This window comes from Thermodesulfobacteriota bacterium (assembly GCA_026415035.1).
GTDB lineage: Bacteria > Desulfobacterota > BSN033 > BSN033 > UBA1163 > RBG-16-49-23.
This window is the reverse complement of record JAOAHX010000026.1, coordinates 12,748-35,538: the sequence shown is the minus strand read 5'-3', so window position 1 is coordinate 35,538 and position 22,791 is coordinate 12,748. Positions and strand designations below refer to the sequence as shown.

Sequence of the window (22,791 nt, the reverse complement as noted above, 5' to 3'; positions counted from 1 at the left end):
AGGCTTCCGACATCTTCTAAACCAAGGCTTATCACTCCCCCCCTCCCCCTGGCGCCGATGTCTTAACCCAAAAGAAGGCCTCGATGGACGCCTCCCCATCGGTGGGGTATAATGGGAGGGATGAAAGAAACCGTCTGCCTCGTCAGCCTGGGATGCCCGAAGAATCTGGTCGATTCCGAAGTGACCGTGGGCCTCCTCTCCAAAGCCGGGCATCCTCTCACCACCGATCCTGCGGAAGCCGAGGTCCTCATCATCAACACCTGCTCCTTCATTCAGGAGGCGACCCAGGAGGCGATCGAGACCATCCTCCGGCTTGCCCGATACAAAAAGGAAGGCCGGTGTCGCCTTCTCGTCGTCTCGGGTTGCCTTCCCCAGCGCTATGGAAGGGCCCTCGAGAAGGAACTCCCTGAGGTGGATCTCTTTGTTGGGACCGGCTCTTTTCAAAAGATACCAAGGCTCATCGCTCAGGAGAAGAGGAGAAAAAGTTATCTCTCCGGACCGAGCTTTCTCTACAACGACCGGACCCCCCGGGTCCTCTCCACCCCTTCCCCCACGGCCTACCTGAAGATCGCCGAGGGATGTTCCCGGACCTGTACCTTCTGCACCGTGCCGAAGATCCGGGGGCCCTATCGGAGCCGAAGGATCCCTTCTGTCCTCCGGGAGGCCAGGAGACTGGTAGATCAGGGCGTTAAAGAATTGATCCTGATCGCCCAGGACACAACTTTCTACGGCCAAGATTTAGGAGATGGAACGAGCCTTGAAACCCTTCTCCGCCAGCTGGTCGGGATCGGTGAGCTCCGTTGGATCCGGATTCTGTACGGCTACCCGAAGCTTTCTCTTTTTACCGATGGCCTTCTCGAACTCTTCTCCAACGAAGAGAGGCTCTGCCCCTATTTCGACCTTCCAATCCAGCACATCGATGATGGGATCCTCCGACGGATGGGCCGCCGGACCCGAGGCGATGAGATCCGGAGACTCCTCGAGAGGCTCCGGAGCCAGGTCCCGGGGGTCGCCCTTCGGACCTCTTTGATCGTGGGATTTCCAGGAGAGACGGAAAAACAGTTTCAGGCCCTGCTTCACTTCGTCGAAGAGGCCCAGTTCGACCACCTCGGCGTCTTCAAATATTCGGCCGAGGAAGGGACACCGGCATCTCGGTTTGAAGGGGTGGTCCCTGAGGAGATCAAGGAAGAACGCCACCGACTCCTGATGGAGACTCAGAAGAGGGTATCTCTCCAAAAAAATAGAGGGATGATCGGTAAGGCCGTAGAGGTCCTCGTAGAAGGAAACGATGGCGAGCGACCCTTTTGGAGAGGAAGGGTAAAGACCCAAGCCCCCGAGATCGACGGGTGCGTCTTTCTCAAAGGCCGAGCCCGACCCGGACAATGGGTCGAGGCAAGGATCACCCAGGCCCTCCCCTATGATCTGGTAGGAGAAATCCTAAAGGCCCCGAAGTGAACCCCGACCTTTCAAAAAATGAAAAAAGAGGGAAAAGGTCAGGGGGCCAAATTTACTTGACGCCATGGGCAAAATGGGTTAGTTAAATGAGTCTTGAAAGTAAAAGGTAACCCTTCAATCTTACATCTTTTTTCGAACCTTTGAGGTGCGTCAACCGAGATGGACGAAACCCACGAACTGATCCAGCAGAGGATCAAAAAATTGGAGGCCTTAAGAGAGGAGGGGATCAATCCCTACCCCAACGACTTCCGGGTCACCCATACCTCAAAAGACCTCAAAGAGGCCTACGGGTCCCTGACTGAGGAGGAGCTTCGTTCGGTTCCCGAACGGTTTTCCATCGCGGGCAGGATCGTCGCCATCCGCAACTTTGGGAAAGCCAGTTTCATTCATGTCAAGGACCGGGATGGTAAAATGCAGGCCTACCTCCAGAAGGAGATCCTCGGAGAGGAGGCCTTCCGGCTCTTTAAAAGGTTTGACATAGGCGATTTTATCGGGCTGGAGGGGAAGGTCTTCCGTACGAAGACCGGAGAACTCACCCTCCAGGTCCACCATTTTCGCCTCCTCGGCAAATCCCTCCGTCCCCTCCCGGAGAAGTGGCATGGCCTGACGGACATCGAGCTCCGGTATCGTCAGCGCTACCTCGACCTGATCGCCAACCCGAAGGTGAAAGAGGTCTTCCTCACCCGCACCCTGGTCATCCAGAGAATCAGGGACTTCTTTAACCAAAGGGGTTTCTGCGAGGTGGAGACACCCATGCTCCATCCCATTCCCGGTGGGGCCACGGCCAGACCCTTCGAGACCCATCACAACGCCCTCGACATGAAACTCTATCTCCGGGTGGCCCCGGAACTCTATCTCAAACGCCTCGTGGTCGGAGGATTTGAGAGGATATACGAGATCAACCGGAGCTTCCGGAACGAAGGGCTTTCCACCCTTCACAATCCGGAATTCACCATGCTCGAGTTCTACCTGAGCTACGCGACCTATCTCGATCTGATGGAGATGACCGAGGAGCTTCTCAGCTCCATGGTCCATGAGATCCATGGGGGCCCCCGGCTTCCCTGTCAGGGGAAGGTGATCGACTTCCAGAGGCCCTGGAGGCGCATCCGTTTCAAGGATTCTCTCGTCGAAGTGGGACATCTCGACCCCGCGGTCATCGAAAATCCCGGCCGGGCAATCGAGGTCGCCCGCGGCCTCGGACTCGAATTGAAAAAGGGCACCTCGCACGGAAGGGTCTTGGCCGACCTCTTCAAGGAGACGGTCGAGCCCCATCTCATCGAACCGACCTTTGTCACCCATTACCCCACGGAGGTCTCCCCTCTCTCTCGGAGGAACGAAGAGGATCCGGAAGTGGTGGACCGGTTCGAACTCTTCATCGCCGGCAGAGAGATCGCCAACGGCTTTTCGGAGTTGAACGACCCCTTGGATCAGCGAGAGCGGTTTCTCCAGCAGCTCAAGGAGCGGACGGAGGAAGGGGACCCCTCCCTCTTCTTCGATGAGGACTTCCTCCTCGCCCTCGAATATGGAATGCCCCCCACGGCCGGGGAGGGGATCGGCATTGACCGATGGGTGATGCTTCTGACCGACTCTCCTTCGATCCGCGATGTCATCTTCTTTCCGCTGCTCAGGAAGGAGAGGTGAGGGCGGGTTTGGATCGATGCGCTACGAATGGTTTATCGGCCTACGATATCTCAAGGCCAAACGGAAACAGACCTTCATCTCCATCATCACCGTGATCTCGGTAGCCGGTGTGATGCTGGGGGTGATGGCCTTGATCGTCGTCCTCTCCGTCATGAACGGATTTCAACAGACCATCAAGGAGAAGATCCTGGGCACCCAGGCCCACATCCATCTTCTTAAGGCCAGCGAGGCAGGGATCGACCATTACGAAGAGATCCTCAAGAAGGTCGAGGGGGTGAAAGGGGTCATCTCCGCCGCCCCCTTCATCTTCAGTCAGGTGATGCTCTCGTCGGAGTCGGGCGTTTCCGGCGCCGTTTTAAAGGGGATCGACCCCGACCGGGCCCCCAAGGTGACCGACCTGGCCAATAACCTCAAGGCCGGACGCCTCGATTCCCTGAAGGAGGAGAAAGGAGGGACCCCCCCGGGGATCATCCTAGGCGTTGAGCTGGCGAAGCATCTATCCGTTGCGATCGACGATCCGGTCCAGGTCATCTCCCCCCTGGGCACGGTGACGCCCATGGGCATGATGCCGAAGATGAAACGCTTCCAGGTCAAGGGGATCTTCTACTCGGGGATGTACGAATACGACAACACCATGGCCTTCATCTCCCTCGGCAGCGCCCAGAAGTTCTTCTCCATGGAGAACCGGATTACAGGGATCGAAATCAAGACCGAGGATATCTATCGGGCCCAGGAGATCAGCCGATCGATCCGAAAAACGATGGGCTTTCCCTACTGGACGAAGGACTGGATGGAGATGAACCGAAACCTCTTTGCCGCCCTCAAATTAGAAAAGACCATCATGTTCATCATCGTCGTCCTGATCGTCCTCGTGGCGGCTTTCAACATCGTTTCGACCCTGATCATGGTGGTGATGGAGAAAACGAAGGACATCGCCATCCTGAAGTCGATGGGCGCGCCCTCCAGCGGTATTCTGAAAATTTTTGTGATCGAGGGCGGCGTGATCGGGGTCGTGGGGACGATCTTGGGGACCCTCGCCGGGTTGACGATCGCCTTTCATCTGGAGCCGATCATCGATTTCGTGGAGAAGACCTTTGAGTTCAAGATCCTCGCCCGTGACGTTTACTACATCGACAAGTTCCCCTCACAGGTGAACCTCCTCGATGTCTCCCTCATCGTCCTCACCGCCATCCTGATCAGCCTCCTGGCGACGATCTACCCCTCCTGGAGGGCCTCCAAGCTCGATCCGGCCGAGGCACTGCGATATGAATAAACTCCAGACCTCCCCAAAAGATGAAGCCCTTTCCTTTCTCTCGAGGGGAGATTGGAAAAAGGCCCTCGAAGCCCTTGAAAAACATTTGGAACAGAATCCCGAAGACCTTCGGTCCCGCTTGAAGAGGGCAGAGTGGCTCGAGCGGTTGGGCAGAAAGAGGGAGGCCTTGGCCGAATACCGAAACGTGGCCGAGGCCTATGCGGCCGATGGCTTCCTGCTTCAGGCCATCTCGGTCTTCAAAATGATCTTGAGGCTCGATCCCTCCCAAAAAGGGGTGAACGAGAGGCTCGCCCAGCTCCATGCGGAGAAGGCCCGCTTCACTCAGAAAGGCCCTTCTGTCCAGGCTCTCCCTCTCTTCTCCGATCTCAACGAAGAAGAACTCCGCTCCCTTTCCGAGCGCGTTTGCTTCAAAACGTTCCCCAAGGGGGCCTATCTCTTTCGGGAGGGGGATCCCGGGGATTCCCTCATCCTCCTGAACCGCGGGGAGGTGGAGGTCTACAAAAAGGACCGGAGGGGCGAGGAACGGCCGATCCGACATCTTCGGGAGGGAGACTGTTTCGGGGAATTCGGTTTCTTCCTCGATCGACGAAGGCATGGAAGCGTCAAGGCCCTGACGGATTGCGAGACGGTGGAGGTCTCGCGGGATCACCTGGAGGCCCTTCTCGAACGCCATCCCCGCATCAAGGAGATCCTCGAAGATCTCTTCAAACGGCGGGTCATGGACAACCTCATCGCCCTTTCTCCCCTTTTTGCACCTCTCTCAGCGCCCGAGCGGGCCGATCTTTTAAACCGATTTCAGGTGAAGAACGTTCCGGGCGATACCCTGATCTTCCAGGGAGGAGACCCTCCCCACAGCCTCTATTTGATCAAGAGCGGTGAAGTGGAGATCTTCACCCAGACCCGTTACGGGAAACGGGCGGTCCTCGCAAGATTGGGCAGCGGGCAATTCTTCGGTGAGATCGGGGTGCTTCTCGATAAACCCCGGATGGCTTTCGCCCGGACTACGAGGCCCACAGAACTCTTAGAATTATCAAAGAGGGATTTTGAGGACCTCCTGAGAAGGCATCCCCCTCTGCAGGCCATCGCCAGGGAGATCTCATCGAAGCGTCTCAGCCGGATGAAGGAGGTCCTCACCTCGGGCCTCCGTGAGACGACAAAGGAGTCACTCGTTTGAAAGATTGGATCCGGGTGGAGCAGCTCTATAAATCTTTTGGAAACGGGGCCAAGAAGGTGGACGTCCTCAAAGGGATCGACCTCACCTTCTCCCGGGGGGAGATGGCCGCCATCGTCGGGGCCTCCGGGGCCGGAAAGACGACCCTCCTCCACATCCTCGGGACCCTTGACCGACCGACCTCTGGGAAGGTCTTCTACGGTGACCAGGACATCTTCACCCTGAACGAACGCGATTTGGCCCATTTCCGAAATCAAGAGATCGGCTTCGTCTTCCAGTTTCACCATCTCCTGCCCGAATTTAGCGCCCTCGAAAACACGATGATGCCCTGTCTGATCCAGGGGATGTCGAGAAAGGAGGCGACCCGGCGGGCCGAGGCCATCCTGGCCCTGGTCGGGCTGAAAGAAAGGCTCTCCCATAAACCGGGGGAGCTCTCGGGAGGGGAACAGCAGAGGGTGGCTGTGGCCAGGGCGATGGTGTTGGAGCCTAAAATTCTCCTGGCCGATGAGCCTACCGGCAACCTCGATTCCAAGACCGGGGCCTCGGTCTTCGCCCTGCTTCGAGAACTGAATCGCCTGAAAAACGTGACCCTCATCATGGTGACCCATAACCCCTCCCTGGCCGCTCAGATGCCCCGGCAGATCCTCTTGACCGATGGAAAGGCGATCGGATAAAAAGGGCTTCGGACGTGCGAACCGACCCGGGAGGACAGAAAGCCACAACAAAAGAAAGGAGATTTCCGATTCGAATGGCCTTTAAAAAGTTTGCCCCGATCCTGCTCGGACTGCTCCTTTCGATCGCAGCGGTGTGCAGGGCTTCGGAAGAGGTGATTTATAAGATCACCGTCCTCGGAAACCTGAGGGTCGAGGAGGGGGTGATTCGCACCGGGATTAAAAGTCGGGAAGGGGGCCGTTTCTCTTTGGACCAGGTGCGGGAGGACCTCCGGGCCATCTTCGCCCTCGGCTACTTCTCCGATGTCCAGGTGGATATCAAGCCCACGCCCAAAGGTCAGGAGATCATCTTCATCGTCATGGAAAAGCCCTCCATCAAAGAGATCCTCATCACGGGGAATCAGAAGTTGAAGATGGACGAGATCAAAGAGAAGGTCACCCTAACCCCCCGCTCGATCCTCAACTTGGAAAAGGTGAAAGAGAATGCGGAGCAGATTCGGAAGCTCTATTTCTCGAAGGGCTATTACGGGGTGAAGATCGATCACCGCGTCGAGTATCTCGAAACCAATGAAGCGGTGGTGACCTTCCAGATCGAGGAAGGGATCAAAGGGCATATCCACAAAATCCTCTTTAAAGGCAACAAGCGGATCAAAACCTCCGACCTCAAAAAGGTCATGCAGACGAAACAGAGGAACATCTTTTCCATCCTCACCAAAACCGGAATCCTGGACGAGGACGTCTTGAAAAATGACCTCCAGATGTTGACGGCCTATTACATCGACCACGGGTATCTCGAGGTCAAGATCTCCGAACCGAAGATCGATCTGACCGATCCCAGAAGGATTCGCATCGAGATCGAGATCGTGGAAGGCCCCCAATATCGCATCGGAGAGATCGATTTCAAAGGAGACGTCCTCACGACCAAGGAGGACCTCTTTCGGAGGCTCAAGCTCAAACGGAACGACATCTACAGCACCTCGGCCATCCGAAAGGAGATCCAAGCCTTGACCGAGCTCTTCGCCGATCGGGGATATGCCAATGTGGAGGTGGTCCCCGTCACCACGACCGATGAGAAGGCCCTGAAGGTCCATCTCACTTTCGAGATCGACAAGAGGAAGGAGGTGTTTTTTGAAAAGATCCAGATCGTCGGCAATACCAAAACCCGGGATAAGGTCATCCGGCGGGAGCTCCGGATCGCCGAGGAGGAGCTTTACAGCGCCTCGGGCCTCAGCAAGAGCAGGGATCGCCTGAAACGGACGGGCTTTTTCAAAGAGGTGGAGATGACCACGAGCCGGGGAACCACCGAAGAGAAGATGAACGTGGAGGTGAAGGTCGAGGAGGCGCCGACCGGGGCCTTGAGTTTCGGCATCGGTTACAGTTCGATCGAAAAGGTGGTGGGCCAGGCGTCGATCTCTGACCGAAACCTTTTCGGCCTGGGTTATCACGCCATCCTGAAATTCAAGTTGGGTTCGGAGACCAGCGACCTGAGATTCAGTTTCACAGACCCCTACTTCCTCGGATATAACTTCTCGGCCGGAATCGACCTCTACCACGAAAACCACGAATTCGATACCTACTCCTACCGGGTCTCCGGAGGGGACCTTCGCTACGGAAAAGAGCTCACCGAGTCTCTCCGGCTGGACGCCATGTATAAACTGGAGAAGGTGAAGGTCTTCGACGTCACTCTCGATGCCTCCCGGTTCATCAAGGAGCAAGAAGGGGAGAAGGTGACGAGCGCCATCTCGGCGTCTCTCTCCATGGATACCCGAAATGATTATTACAACCCGACCAAGGGAGCCCGGCACAGCCTCACCCTCACCAATGCGGGAGGTTTGCTTGGGGGAGACAATTACTTTTTCAAAGGTGTCGCGGAAACGAGTTGGTACTTTCCACTTCCCTTGAAGACGGTCCTGAATCTCAGGGGGAAGTTGGGATTTGTCCAGCCCTATAGCGGCCGGAAGGTCCCCATCTATGAAAAGTTCTACGTCGGAGGCCTCCACACGGTCCGGGGGTTCGAGTACGGGATGGCCGGTCCCTTCGATGTGAATCGAGAGCCTTTGGGTTCCCGGAAGATGCTCTCCTTCCAGTCGGAATTGATCTTTCCTCTGGCCCCCGAAATCGGTTTGAGGGGCGCCCTCTTCTGGGATGTTGGGAAAGGGTTCGATAAGTTTAAGGATCTCACCCCTTTGAAAACGGGGCTGGGGGCTGGTATCCGCTGGTTCTCGCCTTTCGGACCCATCCATATCGATCTCGGGATCAATCCCAATCCCAAACCCGGGGAGAAGCGAAGGGTCTTTGACTTTACGGTTGGAACCGTTTATTAGGATAGATATCCACCAAGAAGAAAAGGAGTGCGACGATGCGTTGGAAATGGCTGGCGATGGCGGTCGGAGGCCTCATGCTCTTCGTTGGGGCGGCTCCGGGGTGGGGCCAAACCCAGGCCCTAAAAATCGGCTTTGTGGACATCCAGAAAGCCGTAAACGAATGCAACGAAGGGAAAGAGGCCAAAAAAACGATCATCAAAGAGGTCGAAAAATTTCAGAAACAGTTCGCGGAGAAACAGAAGGAGCTCCAGACGATGAAGGAGGCCTTTGACAAACAGGCCCCGATGTTAAAACCCGAGGCACGCACTGCCAAAGAGAAGGAATTTCAGGCAAAGGTCCGCGAATTTCAGCGGTGGCAAGAGGATACCCAGAACGAGATCAACCAGAAGCGGGCCGAGATGGAGCGAAACATCTCGTTGGGGTTGCAAAAGGTCATCCAAAAGCTTGGAACCGATGAAGGATACACCTTCATCCTCGAGTTAAACGACAACATCGTCCTCTTCGCTTCCAAGGCCGTCGACCTCACCGACCGGATCATCAAGCTCTACGACGGTCAGAAAAAGTAGACCGGGGGATCGATTCCCCGAGGAGAGGCTGATGGGGAGGAAGTTAAAAGAGCTGGCGGAGTGGGTGGGAGGAGAGCTCGCCGGAGACGGGGAGATCGAGATCACCGGGGCTGCCTCGATCGACGAGGCCCAGGGCGGACAGATCACCTTCGTCGCCCATCCAAAGTACTTGAAGAAACTGGAGACGACCCAAGCCTCGGCCGTCGTCGTCTCCAAAGGGGTCTCCTTTGCTGGAAAACCGCTGATCCTCACCTCCAATCCCCAGCTGGCCTTTGCAAAGATCCTCGCCCTCCTCGTCTCCAAACCTTACGAGGCCGGGGGCATCGACCCCCGCGCCCATATCGCCCCCTCGACCCAGCTGGGCAAGGACCTCACCCTCTTCCCCTGGGTCTATGTCGGTGAACGCTGCAAGATCGAAGATCGGGTCACCCTCTATCCGGGCGTCTTCGTGGGGGACGATTCCGTCATCGGAGAAGACTCGATCCTTTATCCCAATGTCACGGTCTACCCCGGTTCGGTCATCGGAAAACGGGTGATCCTCCACAGCGGCGTCGTCATCGGCGCCGACGGGTTCGGATATGTGAAGGAGGGAAACCGGAACGTCAAGATCCCTCAAATCGGCCGCGTCATCATCGAAGATGATGTCGAGATCGGCGCCAATTCCACGGTCGACCGGGCGACCCTGGGCCAAACGGTCATTCGAAGGGGCGTCAAGATCGACAACCTGGTCACCGTGGCCCACAACGTCGAGATCGGGGAGGATTCGATCCTTGTCGCCCAGGTCGGTATAGCGGGCTCCACCAAGATCGGCAAGAACGTGATCCTGGCCGGACAGGTGGGAGTGGTGGACCATCTTGAGATCGGCGACAACGTCAGGGTGGGGGCCCAGTCCGGGGTGGCTCAGAACCTTCCTCCCGATCAGGCCTTTACCGGATCCCCGGCCCAACCCCATCGGGAGTGGCTCCGGACGATGGCCACCCTTGTCAAACTGCCGGAGATGAAAAAATCCCTCGCTGAGATTGAGGGACGATTAAAGAGGATCGAAGCGGAACTCTCTTCCCAAAAGAAAGGAGACAGGGATGATTGAAGCCAAGGAGATCATGGCCATCCTTCCCCATGCCTTCCCTTTTCTCCTGGTCGATCGGATCCTCGAGATCGAACCGGGAAAGCGGATCGTGGGGCTCAAGAACGTGACCTATAACGAACCTTTTTTCCCAGGTCACTTCCCTGGCCAGCCCATCATGCCAGGGGTGCTCATCCTGGAGGCCATGGCTCAAACCGCCGGGGTTCTCGTCTTCAAGTCCATGCCCGCAGAGGATCAGCAGAAGCTCGACCACCATCGGAAGAAGCCCGTCTTCTTCCTGGGGATCGACAATGCCCGCTTCCGAAAACCGGTCATCCCGGGAGATCAACTTCGGTTCGAACTGGAGGTGACACGCCAGCGTCAGTCCGTGTGGGGATTCAAGGGGCGGGCCCTGGTGGAGGGGAAGCTGGTGGCGGAGGCCGAGCTGCTGGCGATGTTGGGGGAGGAGCGATGATCCACCCAACGGCCATCGTCGATCCGAAAGCGGAGATCGGGGAAGGGGTCGTGATCGGCCCCTACTCGATTATTGAAAGGGACGTCTCCATCGGGGAGGGGACGTGGATCGGTCCCCATGTCGTGATCCGCGAGGGGACCTCGATCGGAAAGCGCTGTCGGATCTATCAATTCTCCTCTATCGGCGAGGCACCCCAGGCCGTGGCCTACCGAGGAGAGAAGACCTACCTCATCATCGGGGATGAGAACATCATCCGGGAATCGGTCACCCTCCATCGCGGAACGGTGAAAGGAGGAGGCAAGACCGTCATCGGAGACCGGAACTTCTTCATGGCCTACTCCCACGTGGCCCACGACTGTCAGATCGGGCATCAGGTCGTCCTGGCCAACGGGGCCACGCTCGCCGGCCACATCCTCATCGAAGACGGGGCGGTCCTCGGCGGCCTTTCTGCCGTGCACCAGTTCTGTCGAATCGGCACGTATGCCTTCGTCAGCGGCGTGACCGGGGTGGTCCTCGACATCCCACCCTATATGCTCGCCGCGGGAAGCCGGGCCAAACTCTTCGGTCTCAATACCGTCGGATTGAAACGCCACAACTTTCGCGAAGAGACCATCCGCGCCCTCAAGGCGGCCTACCGCATCCTCTTCCGCTCCGGTCTGACTCTGGAGAAAGCGATCCGGAAGGTGGAGGCCTCCGAGCTCTCCCAGATGCCGGAGGTAGCCCATCTCCTCACGTTTCTTCAACAGAGCAAAAGGGGGATCTGCCGTTAAGTGGAAAAAGTCCGAGTGGGTGTGATCGGTGCGGGATATTTCGGCCGATTCCATATCGAAAAATACCTGAGGCTGGAAGGGGTGGAGCTGGTGGGGGTGGTCGACATCGATCCCGCCCGTCGCCAAGAGATCGCCCGTCGATATTCGGTCAGAACCTTCTCCCATCATGCCCAGCTCTTCGGCCGGGTCGAATCGGTGAGCATCGCTGTCCCCACCTCCCTGCACCACGAAATCGCCAAAGACTGCTTGCTTCGGGGAATCCACGTCCTTGTCGAGAAGCCGATCGCCAGCACCCTCGAAGAGGCCGACGAGCTGATCGAACTGGCCGAAGGGCGTCGCCTGGTCCTTCAGGTGGGCCATCAGGAGCGCTTCAACGCGGCCTTCCAGGCAGCCGAGGGAAGGATCAAAGATCCCTTCCTGATCGAGTTTCACCGCCTCGGGCCCTTCACCGGACGGGGGGGCGATGTGGATGTCGTCCTCGACCTGATGGTCCACGATCTCGATATCCTGCTGCGTCTGATACGCTCCCGGGTGAGGGATCTGAAGGCCAGGGGCGTCTCCGTCCTCACCCCCCATTTCGATGAGGCCCACGCCCAGATCGAATTTGAAAACGGCTGCAGGGCCCGTCTCACCGCCTGCAGGACCTCCAAGGATCGGGTCCGGAACGTCATGATTTATCAGCCCGATGGAGTATTGATCGTCGATTTTCAGAACCAGACCGCCCTCTTTTCGAAAGAGGCCGCCGGGGCCTCTGTGGAATCCCTCAATCCCGGTCAGGCGGAATGCCTCCCCGTAAAAAAGGTCGATCCCCTCGAGGAAGAGATCCGTTCCTTTCTCCAGAGCGTCCGGGAACGGAAGAAGGCCTTGGTCTCCGGAAGCGAAGGGAGAAGGGTTCTGGAGATGGCCCTGGCCATCCTCCAGAAGATGAGGGAGGGCCTCACTGCTCAATGTCCCCCAAGAAAATCATGATCGTCGCGGGCGAGGTCTCCGGAGACCTTCATGGCGCCCATCTGGTGGACGCCCTCCGGGAGATCGACCCGAAGGTCCACTTCTTCGGGGTCGGCGGCGATGGGTTGAAAGGCAGGGGAGTTCAGCTCCTCCAGCACGTCGCCAACCTTTCGGTCGTCGGCATCTCCGAGGCCTTCCGGAAGCTGGGCACCGCGCTCCGAACCCTCAACCTCTTGAAGAAGGCCATGGTTCAGGAAAGGCCGGAGCTTGTCATTCTGATCGACTACCCGGAATTTAACCTCAGACTGGCCAGATTCGCCCACCGAAAGGGAATCCCCGTTTTGTACTATATCAGTCCCCAGATCTGGGCCTGGAGGCCGGGAAGGGTCCGGTCGATCGCCCGATGGGTCACAAAGATGGTCGTCTTCTTCTCCTTCGAAGTCCCCCTCTACCGGGCCGCGGGGGTCGATGTGGAGTGGGTGGGCCATCCCCTCCTCGATATCGTCAAGCCCACCCTTCCCAGAGAAGAGGCCCTCCAGAGGTTCAACCTCGATCCGGATCGGAGGATCATCGGCCTCCTTCCAGGGAGCCGGAAGGAAGAGGTGAGGAGGCACCTGCCCGTCATGGTCGCCACCGCCCATAGGCTCCGGCGGGAGATCCCTGACCTGCAGTTCATCCTGCCCCGGGCCCCCGGCATTTCTCAAGGGGATCTTTATCCTTATCTCCGACAGGCCTCTTTTCAGGTTTCAATCGTGGAGGGGATGAATTACGATGCGATGGCGATCTCCGATCTCCTGATCACCGCCTCGGGCACCGCCACCCTTGAGGCGGCCATCCTTCAGAAGCCGATGGTGATCGTCTATAAAGTTTCCCGGCTCTCCTACTGGATCGGAAGGGCCCTGATCCGGGTGAGACATATCGGCCTGGTCAATCTGGTCGCGGGAGAAGAGATCGCCAAGGAACTCATCCAGGATGAGGCCCATCCGGAACGTATCGCAAAGGAAGCCCTTCGCCTCTTGAACGATCCCCGTCTCTATGCCCAGACCGTCGAATCCCTTCGGGCGGTTCGACAGGCTCTCGGAGAGCCAGGGGCAGCCCATCGAGCCGCCCACATCGTCCACGCCTTGCTTCAAAAGAAGGAAGTGTGATAAAAGATAGAAAACGACCCCACGCGGATTCGATGACCATGGTTCTTTACGGTCGCCTCCTCCGGCTCGTCAAACCCTATTGGGTGAAACTGGGCCTCGCCATGCTCTTCATGACGATCGTCTCCCTCCTCACCGCCTCACAGGCCTTTCTGGTCAAGCCCGCGATGGATGGGGTCTTCTTCAAGAAGGAGGGGCTTTCTCAGACGGTGCCCCCTGCCATTCAGGATCTCATCCGCCAGCTGGGCCTCGGAGATCTCCTGTTGAGGAAAGACAGGGAGATGCTCTACCTCCTGCCGATCGCCATCGTCCTCCTCTTTCTCCTCAAAGGGATCTTCGATTACGGCCAGGCCTATCTGATGAACTATGTCGGTTTGAGGGTGGTCGCCGATATCCGGCAGAGGCTCTACGACCACCTGCAGACCCTCTCGCTCTCCTTCTTCACCCGGACCCCCACCGGCCTCCTCATCTCCAGGATCACCAACGATGTCAACCTCGTCCAGGCCTCGGTCTCCAATGCCATCACCGCCCTCATCAAGGATGCGGTCACGATCGTGGGGTTGACCGCGGTCGTCTTCCACCGGGACTGGAAGCTGGGGCTGGTCGCCTTGGCCATCTTTCCCGTCGCTCTCGTCCCGATCAAAGAGTTCGGCAAGAGGCTCCGGAAGTTCAGCCGGAAAGGGCTTCAACGGATGGGGTCCCTGACCGCCTTCCTTCACGAGACCATCACCGGCCACCGGATCGTGAAGGCCTTCAACATGGAGGAGTACGAGAAACGGCGGTTCAAAGAGGAGAACGAACGCTACTTCAGGCTCTTCATGAAACGGATCAAGATCCGGGCCCTCTCCCATCCCTTGATGGAGGTTTTGGGCGGGATCGGGATCGCCATCATCCTCTGGGTGGGAGGGTATCGCGTGGTGCAGGGAGAGGTGACGCCCGGAACCTTCTTCTCCTTCATGACGGCCCTGCTCATGCTCTACGCCCCGGTCCGAAATCTGAACAAGGTCAACTTGGAGGTCCAGGAGGGGATTGCTGCAGCCGGGAGAATCTTTGAGCTCCTCGACACGGAGGCGGAGATCAAAGAGGCCGAGGATGCGATCGTCCTCCCCCCTTTCTCGAAAAGGATCGAATTTAAGGAGGTCTCCTTCAAGTACGATACGGTCCCCGTGCTTCGATCGATCAACCTCACGGTTGCGGCCGGTGAGATCGTCGCCATCGTCGGCCTAAGCGGCGCCGGGAAGACCACCCTCGTCAACCTCCTCCCTCGGTTCTACGATGTAAACGGCGGTCAGATCCTCATCGACGGGATCGACATCCGGAAGGTCACCCTTCGATCCCTGAGAGAACAGATCGGTTTGGTGACCCAGCAGACCATCCTCTTCAACGATACCGTAAGAAACAACATCGCCTACGGAAGCCTCGGTCGGTCGGATCAGGAGATCGTGGAGGCGGCCAAGGCGGCCAATGCCCATGAATTCATTCAACGGCTTCCACAGGGGTACGACACCGTGATCGGAGAGGGGGGGGTGAAGCTCTCCGGAGGGGAGCGCCAGCGGATCTCGATCGCCCGGGCCCTCTTGAAAAATGCGCCTATCCTCATCCTGGACGAGGCCACCTCCTCCCTCGACTCCGAGTCCGAGGCCGAGGTCCAGAAGGCCATGGATGTCCTGATGAAGGGCCGAACCGCCTTCGTGATCGCCCATCGCCTCTCCACCATACGAAATGCCAACCGGATCGTCGTCCTCTCCCACGGAAGGATCGTGGAACAGGGAACTCACGAGGAGCTGATCCGGGTCGGTGGCGAATATCGTCGCCTCTACGAGCTTCAATTCCGGCCCGACCGGAAAAGCCTCCGGCAGCCCATCAAGACCAAACGCTCCATGGAAGGAGCCCGACGAGGCTAAAACGGATGGGCGGCGGGCCGATGCCCGAGCCTCACCTCCCGATGGGATGCCATGTCGAAAAAGAAGCGGATAAAAAAGAGATTGGTCGAATGGCTCGGTCCTCCGTTGGCCTACTGGGCGATCAGGCTACTCGGCTGGACGATGCGATTCGAGGTCGTCAATCCCCATATTCAGAGCACGTTGGTCGAAAAAGGGATCCCCTTTATCGCCGCCTTCTGGCACGATCGGCTTCTCATGATGCCCCTCGGTTACCGGGGAAAGAGGCTCAGCTTCCTCGTCTCCCCCCATCGTGACGGCCAGATCATCGGACGCTCCCTGAAAAAGTTCGGCTTTCAGCCCATTTACGGTTCCTCCCATAAAGGGGGCGCTAAGGCCTTGTGGGAAATGGTGAGGGCCATCCAGAGCGGATCCGACGTCGCCATCGTCCCGGATGGTCCCCGGGGCCCCCGCCACCAGCTCCAGGTGGGCGTCATCGAACTGGCCCGGCGCACGGGCAGACCGATCCTGCCCATCAGCTTCAATGCCTCCAAGAAGAAGGTCTTCAAGACATGGGACCGTTTTCTCCTCCCCTTTCCTTTCTCCAAAGGGGTCTTCGTCTGGGGAGAGCCGATCTATGTCGAATCCAAAGGGGATCGGGATTACCTCGAATCCATGAGGCGTCTCGTGGAGAGGCGGCTCAACGAACTCACAGAAGAGGCGGACCGCTATTTCGAAAAAGAGCCTCGAATCGTCCCATGACCCATTTTCTTTACAACCTCCTTCTGACCGGCCTCTTGCTTTTCTACGTCCCTTATCGTTGGATTCAGGTCCTCCTCGGCAAACGACCTCGAAGCCTCCTGAAAGAGCGATTGGGAGGATATCCGGACCTCGCTTCGAAACGGCCCCTCTGGGTTCATGCGGCATCGGTCGGAGAGGTGCTCTGCTGCATCCCCCTTCTCAAGAGAATTCGTACCGAGATCCCGGATCTGACCGTCCTCCTGACCACGATGACCTCCACCGGACGCGAGACCGCAAAGCGGCTCCTCCCCGAAATCGACGGGGTCCTCTATTTCCCCCTCGACCACCCTCTTCTGATCCGGAGGGTCTTAAAAAGGCTGAACCCGCGCCTCCTGATGATCGCAGAAACCGAGCTCTGGCCTAACCTCCTCGTTCGCTCGGGGAGGAGGTCCCTTCCCGTCGTCCTCTTCAACGGTCGCATCTCCGAACGGTCCCTCAGGGGATACCTCTGGCTCAGGCCCTTCTTCAAAAGGTCTCTCCATGCCATCCAACTCTTCCTGATGCAGACCGAAGAGGATCGGGGTCGGATCATCACCATCGGCGCCCCTCCCGAGCGTACGGAGGTCGTCGGGAATATCAAATTCGATCAGATCCCGCCCCCACTGGAGACCGAATCGATCCAGGAGCTTTTGGCCTCTCTGAAACTTCAGGGGAATGAACCTCTCCTGATCGCGGGCTCCACCCATGCCGGAGAGGAAGAAATCCTCCTCGATGTGTTTCAGGACCTCAGGAAGGCCCATCCTTCCCTCACGCTCCTTCTGGCCCCCCGGCACCTCGATCGACTCGCTCAGGTGGAAAAGCTCCTGATCGAGAGGGATCTTCCCTGGGAGCGAAGGTCCCATCGCAGCGCACAAAAGGGATCGGAGGCGAAGGTGATTCTCCTCGATACGATGGGCGAGCTGATGAAGCTCTACCGTCTCGGGACCCTCGTTTTTATCGGTGGAAGCCTGGTTTCCATCGGCGGTCACAATCCCCTCGAACCCCTTTTTTATAAAAGATGCGTCCTCTTTGGCCCTTATATGTTCAATTTCTTAGAGATCTCCCGACGCCTGACCGCCGAGGGCGGGGCGGTCCTGGTCAAGGACAAAGAGGACCTTTCAGCCCAGTTGAGACGGCTCCTCTCCGATGAGAAAACCAGGAGGGAGATCGGAGAGAAGGGATTTCAATTCCTTCAGAGACATCGGGGAGCCACAGATAGGATCGTTGATAAAATTCGGCCGTTTCTCCTTTGAGGGAGAATTCCTCCCAACGCCCGCTCCCCGAATGCGGAAATGGGTATGGTCCGGCGCTTCGACCAGGTTCTATACAAGAGAGAAAAAACGAAGGGGGAAAAATTCTTCCTCGCCCCTCTCCTGCTCTTTTCCCTCCCTTATGGTTGGGCCGTCCGGATCAGATCCCTCCTCTATGAACTCCACCTCATCCAAAGCAAGAAGCTTCCCAAGCCTGTCCTCAGCGTCGGGAACATCACCATGGGTGGCACGGGAAAGACCCCCCTGGTGATGGCGCTGGCCAGGGGCCTGAAAGAAAGGGGAATCCGGGTTGCGATCTTGAGCAGGGGGTATCGGAGGAAAAAGAGGCGAGCGTCTCTGGTCACCGATGGACGGGAGATCCTCCTCCCTCCCGACGAGGCCGGAGATGAGCCTTTTCTGATGGCCCACACCTTAAAGGGCATCCCCGTCCTGGTCGGAAAGGACCGTTTCCAGACAGGGACCCTGGCCTTGGAGCAATTCTCCGTTAAGGGTCTCCTCCTCGACGACGGATTTCAGCACCTCCGCCTCGCTCGGGATCTCGACATCGTTCTCGTCGACTCCCAGGTGGGCTTCGGCGATGGCCATCTCTTCCCGCGCGGGATCCTGAGAGAACCCCTCTTCCACCTCAAAAGGGCAAGCCTCTTCGTCCTGACCAAAGCGGAGGACCTCGAAGCCTGCCGGAGGCTCCAGAGACAGCTCCATCAGATCCATCCCGGCGCGCCTGTTTTTTACAGCCGTTTCGTCCCCACCGGGTTGGTCGAACCCGATGGAACCATGGCCCCTCTCGCCCTTCTCAAAGGGAGGAAGGTCCTGGCCCTTTCGGGGATCGCCCGGCCGGAGGATTTCTCCTCCCTGATCCGCCGTTTGGGCGGGGAGGTGGTGAAGGAAAGGATCTTCCCCGATCATCACCGCTACCGGCTCCGCGATTTGACATCCCTTCGGGAAGAAGTTAAAAAATTAGAGTTGATCATCACGACGGAGAAAGATTGGGTCAAGCTGAAATCTTTCCCGATTGAGCCCCTTCCCCTCTACGCCCTCCGCATCGAAACGAAAATCGAGGAGGAAGACGAATTTTTCAAAAGGGTGATGGAGGTCTTTGACCGCGGGGGAATCGAGAAGGGTTTTTCTGCCGACGGGGAAGAGCCATCGAAGGGTGTAAGGAGAGCAAGAGATGACGCAATGGGTGAGGATCTTTGACACGACCCTCCGCGATGGAGAACAATCTCCAGGCGCGACGATGAATGTCGCGGAAAAGGTCAGGATCGCCGAACAGCTCGAGAAATTGAATGTCGACGTGATCGAAGCGGGCTTTCCCATCTCCTCGGAGGGGGATTTTGAAGCGGTCCGGGAGATCGCCAAGAAGATCAAGCGGTCCCAGGTCGCAGCCCTGGCCCGGGCCAATCCTCAGGACATCGATCGGGCCTGGGAGGCGATCAAGGTCGCCCACTCCCCCCTGATCCATACCTTCATCTCGACCTCGGACATTCACCTCAAATATCAGCTCAAGAAGTCGAAGGAAGAGGTCCTCCGGATTGCCGTCCAATCCGTGGCGAGAGCCAAGCGTTATACCCCCAACGTCGAATTCTCCGCGATGGATGCCACCCGCAGCCAATTCGAATTTCTCGCCGCGGTCTGCGAGGCGGCCATCGAGGCCGGGGCCACCACTATCAATATCCCGGATACCGTGGGCTATGCCATTCCCTCCGAATTCGGCCAGCTCATCTCCGATCTCCGGAAGAAGGTCAGGGGGATCGAGAAGGTCACCCTGAGCGTCCACTGCCATAACGACCTCGGCCTGGCCGTGGCCAACTCCATCGCCGCCATCCAGAACGGGGCCCGGCAGGTCGAATGTACCATCAACGGCATCGGCGAACGGGCCGGAAACACCTCCCTCGAAGAGGTGGTGATGGCCCTCCGGACCCGAAAGGACCTGCTTCCCTTCCAAACCCGGATCAACCCGAAACATATTTATACCACCAGCCGCCTCGTCTCCAAAATTACGGGGATGGTCGTCCAACCGAACAAGGCCATCGTAGGCGCAAACGCCTTCGCCCACCAATCCGGCATCCATCAAGACGGGATCCTCAAGGAGAAATTGACCTACGAGATCATGACCCCCGAATCGGTAGGGATTCCCAAGTCCTCTCTCGTCCTGGGAAAACTCTCCGGCCGCCACGCCTTTAAGGAAAAGATCAAAAACCTTGGTTATAAACTGTCGGAGGAGGAACTGGAGCTGGCCTTCTCCCGTTTCAAGCAACTGGCCGACAAAAAACGAGAGATCTACGACGAAGATATCGAGTCGATCGTGGTTGAAGAGGTCCTTCGAGTCCCTCGCCGTTACAAGCTCGTCTATCTCAATGTGGTGGCTGGAAACATGACCGTCCCCACGGCCACGGTCAAGATGGAGGTGGACGGCAAACTGATCCAGGAGGCGGGCTTCGGCGACGGTCCGGTCGATGCCACCTTCAAGACGATCAAGAAGATCACCCGCACCCGCTCCAAGCTCCTGCAGTTTGCGATCAATGCGATCACCGGAGGGACCGAGGCCCAGGGCGAGGTGACGGTGCGATTGGAGGAGAAGGGCCAGACCGTCATCGGACAGGGCGCCGATACCGACGTCATCGTGGCCAGCGCCAAGGCCTACATCAATGCCCTCAACAAGATCGAGTTCAAAAAACAGAAACTCATAGGGACATAGAGCGTCGATGAACACCAAACCTCCCATGACCATCACCGAAAAGATCCTGGCGGCCCATGCGGGCAAGAAGGTGGTCTTCCCGGGAGAGCTGATCGATGTCCGAATCGATCTCGCCCTGGCAAACGACATCACCGCACCCCTGGCCATCCAGGCCTTCAACGAGATCGGGGCCAAGAAGGTCTTCAACCGAAACCGGGTGGCCTTGGTTCCGGATCACTTTACCCCTGCGAAGGACATCCCCTCTGCGGAACAGTGCAAGATCCTCCGAGAATTTGCGAAGGCCCAGCGCCTGACCCATTACTTCGAGGTGGGCCTCTGCGGGATCGAGCATGTCCTCCTCCCGGAGAAGGGACTCGTTCTGCCAGGGGATGTCGTGGTGGGAGCGGACAGCCATACCTGTACCTACGGCGCCCTGGGGGCCTTCTCCACCGGCGTGGGGAGCACGGATCTCGGGGCGGCCATGGCCACGGGAAAGGTCTGGCTGAGAGTACCCGAGAGCATGAAGTTCATCTATCGCGGCCGATTGAACCCATGGGTCTCCGGCAAGGATCTCATCTTGGCCACCATCGCCGACATCGGGGTCGACGGCGCCCGATACAGGGCGATGGAGTTCTGCGGTGAGGCGATCGCGAAGCTGCCCATGTCCGGCCGCTTCACGATGGCCAATATGGCCATCGAGGCCGGTGGGAAGAACGGGATCATGGTGCCCGATGAGATCACCCTTCAATTCGTCCGGAAACGGGCGAACCGTCCTTATAAGATCTACCTTAGCGATCCAGAGGCAAGTTATGTGGAGGTGAGGGAATACGACGTCTCAAAGATCCATCCCCTGGTGGCCCTTCCTCACCTTCCCTCCAACGTGAAGGACGTAAGGGAGCTCGGAAAGATCGAGATCGATCAGGTCGTGATCGGCTCCTGCACCAACGGCCATCTCGACGACCTGAGGGTGGCAGGGAAGATCCTCAAGGGAAAGAAGGTGGCCCCATCGGTCAGGCTCATCATCATCCCGGCCACCCAGGAGATTTACCGGCAGGCCTTAAAAGAGGGACTCATCGAAACCTTTCTTGCGGCCGGCGCGGTGGTGAGCGCACCCACCTGTGGCCCCTGTCTCGGAGGCCACATGGGGGTGTTGGCCGAAGGGGAGAAGGCCCTGGCCACGACGAACCGGAATTTCCGTGGAAGGATGGGCCATGCCGAGAGCGAGGTCTATCTCTGCGGACCGGCGGTGGCCGCTGCCAGCGCCATTAAAGGCAGGATCTGCCATCCCGAAGAAGTCCTCAGAAAATAAACGTTCTTGGGCTCCCCTCTGTCTTGATCAGAGTGGGAGAGGGTGAGGGTGAAAGGATCATGAAACTCGAAGGAAGGATCTGGAAATTTGGAGCCGATGTCGATACCGACGCCATCATCCCCGCCCGTTACCTCAACCAGTCCGATCCGAAGGAGCTGGCCAGGCATGCCATGGAGGATGAGCGGCCGGAGTTTGCCCGGGAGGTAAGACCTGGCGACATCCTCCTGGCCGACAAGAACTTCGGGTGCGGCTCCTCCCGGGAGCACGCCCCCCTGGCCCTGAAGGCGGCGGGCATCTCCTGCATTATCGCCAAAAGTTTCGCGAGGATCTTCTTCCGCAACAGCTTCAACCTCGGCCTGCCACTTCTCGAATCTCCCGAGGCGGCCGATGCGATTCAGGATGGAGACCGGGTGCGGGTCGATTTGACCACCGGCGAGATCGAGGACCTCACCCTTGGAAAGAAGTTCCGGGCAACTCCCATTCCCGCCTTTATGCGGGAGCTCCTCGAAGACGGGGGCCTCATCCCCCACCTCCGAAAAAAATTTTCCAAAGAAAGGTCCGAACCCCGCGGCTAAAAAATCTTTACCTTCCTCCGGCGAAACCCGATCGGGAGGAAATCGTCTCTCTCCATCTCCGATATCTTCTTCAATCCCAGCTCGATGAGGATCTCCCTCTTCTCCCCGTCCCGCTTTCGTCGCTTGCGATATCTCCCCATCCCCCGTTGGTCCCGGAGGAGAAGAAAATCGATCGGAGATCTCTCTTCGAACCTCCTCATCCGCAATTTCATCGCTCGGCCTTCTGTTTGAAGGTTAAAAGTTCTTTCAGCGTGTCATTCTCAAGGGCCCTCGCCCTCTTTTCGAGATAGGGCCAATCGAGATCCGCTATATAGCGCCGGATCAACAGCTCAACCCGCTCCCCGTCGACCTCCGATTTCCCATGTTTGAAGGCATTGAGCCGATCGATCGAGGAGGTCCTCGAGGCCGATGACATAGCACTCGAGCCCCTCCCCGAGCTCCACCACTTCGAGAGGGGCCTCTTGGGAGGAAAGGGTTAAGGCAGGGGCCTCGATCACAAGGTTCCAGACCGGGTGACCCAGTATCTTCCCCGCTTCTCAAATCCGACCCGTTTGAGGACCCGATCAAGGGCTTCCCGGTCGGCATAGGCCAGATCGATATCCGCGGTGAAATAGACCTCTCGGGAATAGTAGGATAAAGCGCACCCGCCGATGATCACCGGGGGGGCCTTTTCCCTCTCCCTTAAGGAGGTTGGTCAACACCCCGACCATCAGCAGTTGCCTCTTTAAAGGCGACTCGGTGCGTCTGACGATCTCCAAAAGGTCTTGGGTCTCCATCGCCCCCCATTCTAAAAACTC

General features: G+C 58.0%; 22 protein-coding genes. 19 read left to right on the top strand and 3 right to left on the bottom strand.

Annotated features, from left to right (window positions below; all coding sequences use genetic code 11):
* Nucleotides 1-111 precede the first annotated feature (111 nt).
* From rimO to N3G78_12865, 19 genes are all read left to right on the top strand, one after another.
* Nucleotides 112-1,455, top strand: a complete 1,344-nt coding sequence (gene rimO / locus N3G78_12955; GenBank protein MCX8118820.1) for a 30S ribosomal protein S12 methylthiotransferase RimO — start codon at nt 112-114, stop codon at nt 1,453-1,455.
* 159 nt (nt 1,456-1,614) lie between these two features.
* On the top strand, nt 1,615-3,096 hold the full coding sequence (lysS, locus tag N3G78_12950; GenBank protein ID MCX8118819.1) for a lysine--tRNA ligase: 1,482 nt from the start codon (nt 1,615-1,617) through the stop codon (nt 3,094-3,096).
* 16 nt (nt 3,097-3,112) lie between these two features.
* Nucleotides 3,113-4,369: a lipoprotein-releasing ABC transporter permease subunit gene (locus tag N3G78_12945; GenBank protein ID MCX8118818.1), complete on the top strand. Its 1,257-nt coding sequence runs from the start codon at nt 3,113-3,115 to the stop codon at nt 4,367-4,369.
* On the top strand, nt 4,362-5,543 hold the full coding sequence (locus N3G78_12940; protein ID MCX8118817.1) for a cyclic nucleotide-binding domain-containing protein: 1,182 nt from the start codon (nt 4,362-4,364) through the stop codon (nt 5,541-5,543). Before N3G78_12945 ends, N3G78_12940 begins: the two co-directional genes overlap by 8 nt.
* Nucleotides 5,540-6,214: an ABC transporter ATP-binding protein gene (locus N3G78_12935; protein ID MCX8118816.1), complete on the top strand. Its 675-nt coding sequence runs from the start codon at nt 5,540-5,542 to the stop codon at nt 6,212-6,214. The genes N3G78_12940 and N3G78_12935 overlap by 4 nt, the downstream gene beginning before the upstream one ends.
* A gap of 74 nt (nt 6,215-6,288) precedes the next feature.
* Nucleotides 6,289-8,535: an outer membrane protein assembly factor BamA gene (gene bamA, locus N3G78_12930; GenBank protein MCX8118815.1), complete on the top strand. Its 2,247-nt coding sequence runs from the start codon at nt 6,289-6,291 to the stop codon at nt 8,533-8,535.
* Nucleotides 8,536-8,570: 35 nt separating this feature from the next.
* Nucleotides 8,571-9,101, top strand: a complete 531-nt coding sequence (locus tag N3G78_12925; GenBank protein MCX8118814.1) for an OmpH family outer membrane protein — start codon at nt 8,571-8,573, stop codon at nt 9,099-9,101.
* A gap of 31 nt (nt 9,102-9,132) precedes the next feature.
* Complete coding sequence (gene lpxD, locus N3G78_12920) at nt 9,133-10,188, top strand: UDP-3-O-(3-hydroxymyristoyl)glucosamine N-acyltransferase (GenBank protein ID MCX8118813.1); 1,056 nt, start codon at nt 9,133-9,135, stop codon at nt 10,186-10,188.
* A complete protein-coding gene (gene fabZ, locus N3G78_12915; GenBank protein ID MCX8118812.1) occupies nt 10,181-10,639 on the top strand; it encodes a 3-hydroxyacyl-ACP dehydratase FabZ in 459 nt (152 codons plus the stop codon). The genes lpxD and fabZ overlap by 8 nt, the downstream gene beginning before the upstream one ends.
* On the top strand, nt 10,636-11,409 hold the full coding sequence (gene lpxA / locus N3G78_12910) for an acyl-ACP--UDP-N-acetylglucosamine O-acyltransferase (protein ID MCX8118811.1): 774 nt from the start codon (nt 10,636-10,638) through the stop codon (nt 11,407-11,409). The genes fabZ and lpxA overlap by 4 nt, the downstream gene beginning before the upstream one ends.
* Nucleotides 11,410-12,378: a Gfo/Idh/MocA family oxidoreductase gene (locus N3G78_12905; GenBank protein ID MCX8118810.1), complete on the top strand. Its 969-nt coding sequence runs from the start codon at nt 11,410-11,412 to the stop codon at nt 12,376-12,378. It begins immediately after the preceding gene.
* Nucleotides 12,357-13,505 carry a lipid-A-disaccharide synthase gene (lpxB, locus tag N3G78_12900; protein MCX8118809.1) on the top strand — a complete coding sequence of 383 codons (1,149 nt, stop codon included), beginning with the start codon at nt 12,357-12,359 and terminating at the stop codon, nt 13,503-13,505. The genes N3G78_12905 and lpxB overlap by 22 nt, the downstream gene beginning before the upstream one ends.
* Nucleotides 13,506-13,537: 32 nt before the next feature.
* Nucleotides 13,538-15,406 carry a lipid A export permease/ATP-binding protein MsbA gene (gene msbA / locus N3G78_12895; protein ID MCX8118808.1) on the top strand — a complete coding sequence of 623 codons (1,869 nt, stop codon included), beginning with the start codon at nt 13,538-13,540 and terminating at the stop codon, nt 15,404-15,406.
* Between the two features lie 51 nt (nt 15,407-15,457).
* Nucleotides 15,458-16,144, top strand: coding sequence for a lysophospholipid acyltransferase family protein (locus N3G78_12890; protein ID MCX8118807.1), 687 nt, complete (start codon nt 15,458-15,460; stop codon nt 16,142-16,144).
* Nucleotides 16,141-17,415, top strand: a complete 1,275-nt coding sequence (locus N3G78_12885; protein ID MCX8118806.1) for a 3-deoxy-D-manno-octulosonic acid transferase — start codon at nt 16,141-16,143, stop codon at nt 17,413-17,415. Before N3G78_12890 ends, N3G78_12885 begins: the two co-directional genes overlap by 4 nt.
* A 39-nt stretch (nt 17,416-17,454) precedes the next feature.
* Nucleotides 17,455-18,630: a tetraacyldisaccharide 4'-kinase gene (gene lpxK, locus N3G78_12880; protein ID MCX8118805.1), complete on the top strand. Its 1,176-nt coding sequence runs from the start codon at nt 17,455-17,457 to the stop codon at nt 18,628-18,630.
* Nucleotides 18,605-20,131 (top strand): 2-isopropylmalate synthase, encoded by a 1,527-nt coding sequence (locus N3G78_12875; GenBank protein MCX8118804.1) that lies wholly within the window; start codon nt 18,605-18,607, stop codon nt 20,129-20,131. The genes lpxK and N3G78_12875 overlap by 26 nt, the downstream gene beginning before the upstream one ends.
* Nucleotides 20,132-20,138: 7 nt before the next feature.
* On the top strand, nt 20,139-21,419 hold the full coding sequence (gene leuC / locus N3G78_12870) for a 3-isopropylmalate dehydratase large subunit (protein MCX8118803.1): 1,281 nt from the start codon (nt 20,139-20,141) through the stop codon (nt 21,417-21,419).
* 59 nt (nt 21,420-21,478) lie between these two features.
* Complete coding sequence (locus N3G78_12865) at nt 21,479-21,994, top strand: 3-isopropylmalate dehydratase small subunit (protein MCX8118802.1); 516 nt, start codon at nt 21,479-21,481, stop codon at nt 21,992-21,994.
* On the opposite strand, the gene N3G78_12860 is transcribed toward N3G78_12865, so the two are convergent.
* The 3 genes from N3G78_12860 to N3G78_12850 all read right to left on the bottom strand — a co-directional run bounded on the left by N3G78_12860 (nt 21,991) and on the right by N3G78_12850 (nt 22,652).
* Nucleotides 21,991-22,206, bottom strand: coding sequence for a hypothetical protein (locus N3G78_12860; protein MCX8118801.1), 216 nt, complete (start codon nt 22,204-22,206; stop codon nt 21,991-21,993). The two genes, N3G78_12865 and N3G78_12860, sit on opposite strands and share 4 nt — an antisense overlap.
* Entirely contained in the window at nt 22,203-22,409 is a 207-nt protein-coding gene (locus N3G78_12855) for a hypothetical protein (GenBank protein ID MCX8118800.1), read from the bottom strand. Before N3G78_12855 ends, N3G78_12860 begins: the two co-directional genes overlap by 4 nt.
* 78 nt (nt 22,410-22,487) lie before the next feature.
* Nucleotides 22,488-22,652: a hypothetical protein gene (locus tag N3G78_12850; protein ID MCX8118799.1), complete on the bottom strand. Its 165-nt coding sequence runs from the start codon at nt 22,650-22,652 to the stop codon at nt 22,488-22,490.
* Between the last annotated feature and the right edge of the window lie 139 nt (nt 22,653-22,791).

What these genes read in the sequence shown, in the direction of transcription:
- rimO (MCX8118820.1), top strand. Translation starts at nt 112, where the DNA reads ATGGGAGGGATGAAAGAAACCGTCTGCCTCGTCAGCCTGGGATGCCCG.
- lysS (MCX8118819.1), top strand. Translation starts at nt 1,615, where the DNA reads ATGGACGAAACCCACGAACTGATCCAGCAGAGGATCAAAAAATTGGAG.
- N3G78_12945 (MCX8118818.1), top strand. Translation starts at nt 3,113, where the DNA reads ATGCGCTACGAATGGTTTATCGGCCTACGATATCTCAAGGCCAAACGG.
- N3G78_12940 (MCX8118817.1), top strand. Translation starts at nt 4,362, where the DNA reads ATGAATAAACTCCAGACCTCCCCAAAAGATGAAGCCCTTTCCTTTCTC.
- bamA (MCX8118815.1), top strand. Translation starts at nt 6,289, where the DNA reads ATGGCCTTTAAAAAGTTTGCCCCGATCCTGCTCGGACTGCTCCTTTCG.
- N3G78_12925 (MCX8118814.1), top strand. Translation starts at nt 8,571, where the DNA reads ATGCGTTGGAAATGGCTGGCGATGGCGGTCGGAGGCCTCATGCTCTTC.
- lpxD (MCX8118813.1), top strand. Translation starts at nt 9,133, where the DNA reads ATGGGGAGGAAGTTAAAAGAGCTGGCGGAGTGGGTGGGAGGAGAGCTC.
- fabZ (MCX8118812.1), top strand. Translation starts at nt 10,181, where the DNA reads ATGATTGAAGCCAAGGAGATCATGGCCATCCTTCCCCATGCCTTCCCT.
- lpxA (MCX8118811.1), top strand. Translation starts at nt 10,636, where the DNA reads ATGATCCACCCAACGGCCATCGTCGATCCGAAAGCGGAGATCGGGGAA.
- lpxB (MCX8118809.1), top strand. Translation starts at nt 12,357, where the DNA reads ATGTCCCCCAAGAAAATCATGATCGTCGCGGGCGAGGTCTCCGGAGAC.
- msbA (MCX8118808.1), top strand. Translation starts at nt 13,538, where the DNA reads ATGACCATGGTTCTTTACGGTCGCCTCCTCCGGCTCGTCAAACCCTAT.
- N3G78_12890 (MCX8118807.1), top strand. Translation starts at nt 15,458, where the DNA reads ATGTCGAAAAAGAAGCGGATAAAAAAGAGATTGGTCGAATGGCTCGGT.
- N3G78_12885 (MCX8118806.1), top strand. Translation starts at nt 16,141, where the DNA reads ATGACCCATTTTCTTTACAACCTCCTTCTGACCGGCCTCTTGCTTTTC.
- lpxK (MCX8118805.1), top strand. Translation starts at nt 17,455, where the DNA reads ATGGGTATGGTCCGGCGCTTCGACCAGGTTCTATACAAGAGAGAAAAA.
- N3G78_12875 (MCX8118804.1), top strand. Translation starts at nt 18,605, where the DNA reads ATGACGCAATGGGTGAGGATCTTTGACACGACCCTCCGCGATGGAGAA.
- leuC (MCX8118803.1), top strand. Translation starts at nt 20,139, where the DNA reads ATGAACACCAAACCTCCCATGACCATCACCGAAAAGATCCTGGCGGCC.
- N3G78_12865 (MCX8118802.1), top strand. Translation starts at nt 21,479, where the DNA reads ATGAAACTCGAAGGAAGGATCTGGAAATTTGGAGCCGATGTCGATACC.
- N3G78_12860 (MCX8118801.1), bottom strand. Translation starts at nt 22,206, where the DNA reads ATGAAATTGCGGATGAGGAGGTTCGAAGAGAGATCTCCGATCGATTTT.
- N3G78_12855 (MCX8118800.1), bottom strand. Translation starts at nt 22,409, where the DNA reads ATGTCATCGGCCTCGAGGACCTCCTCGATCGATCGGCTCAATGCCTTC.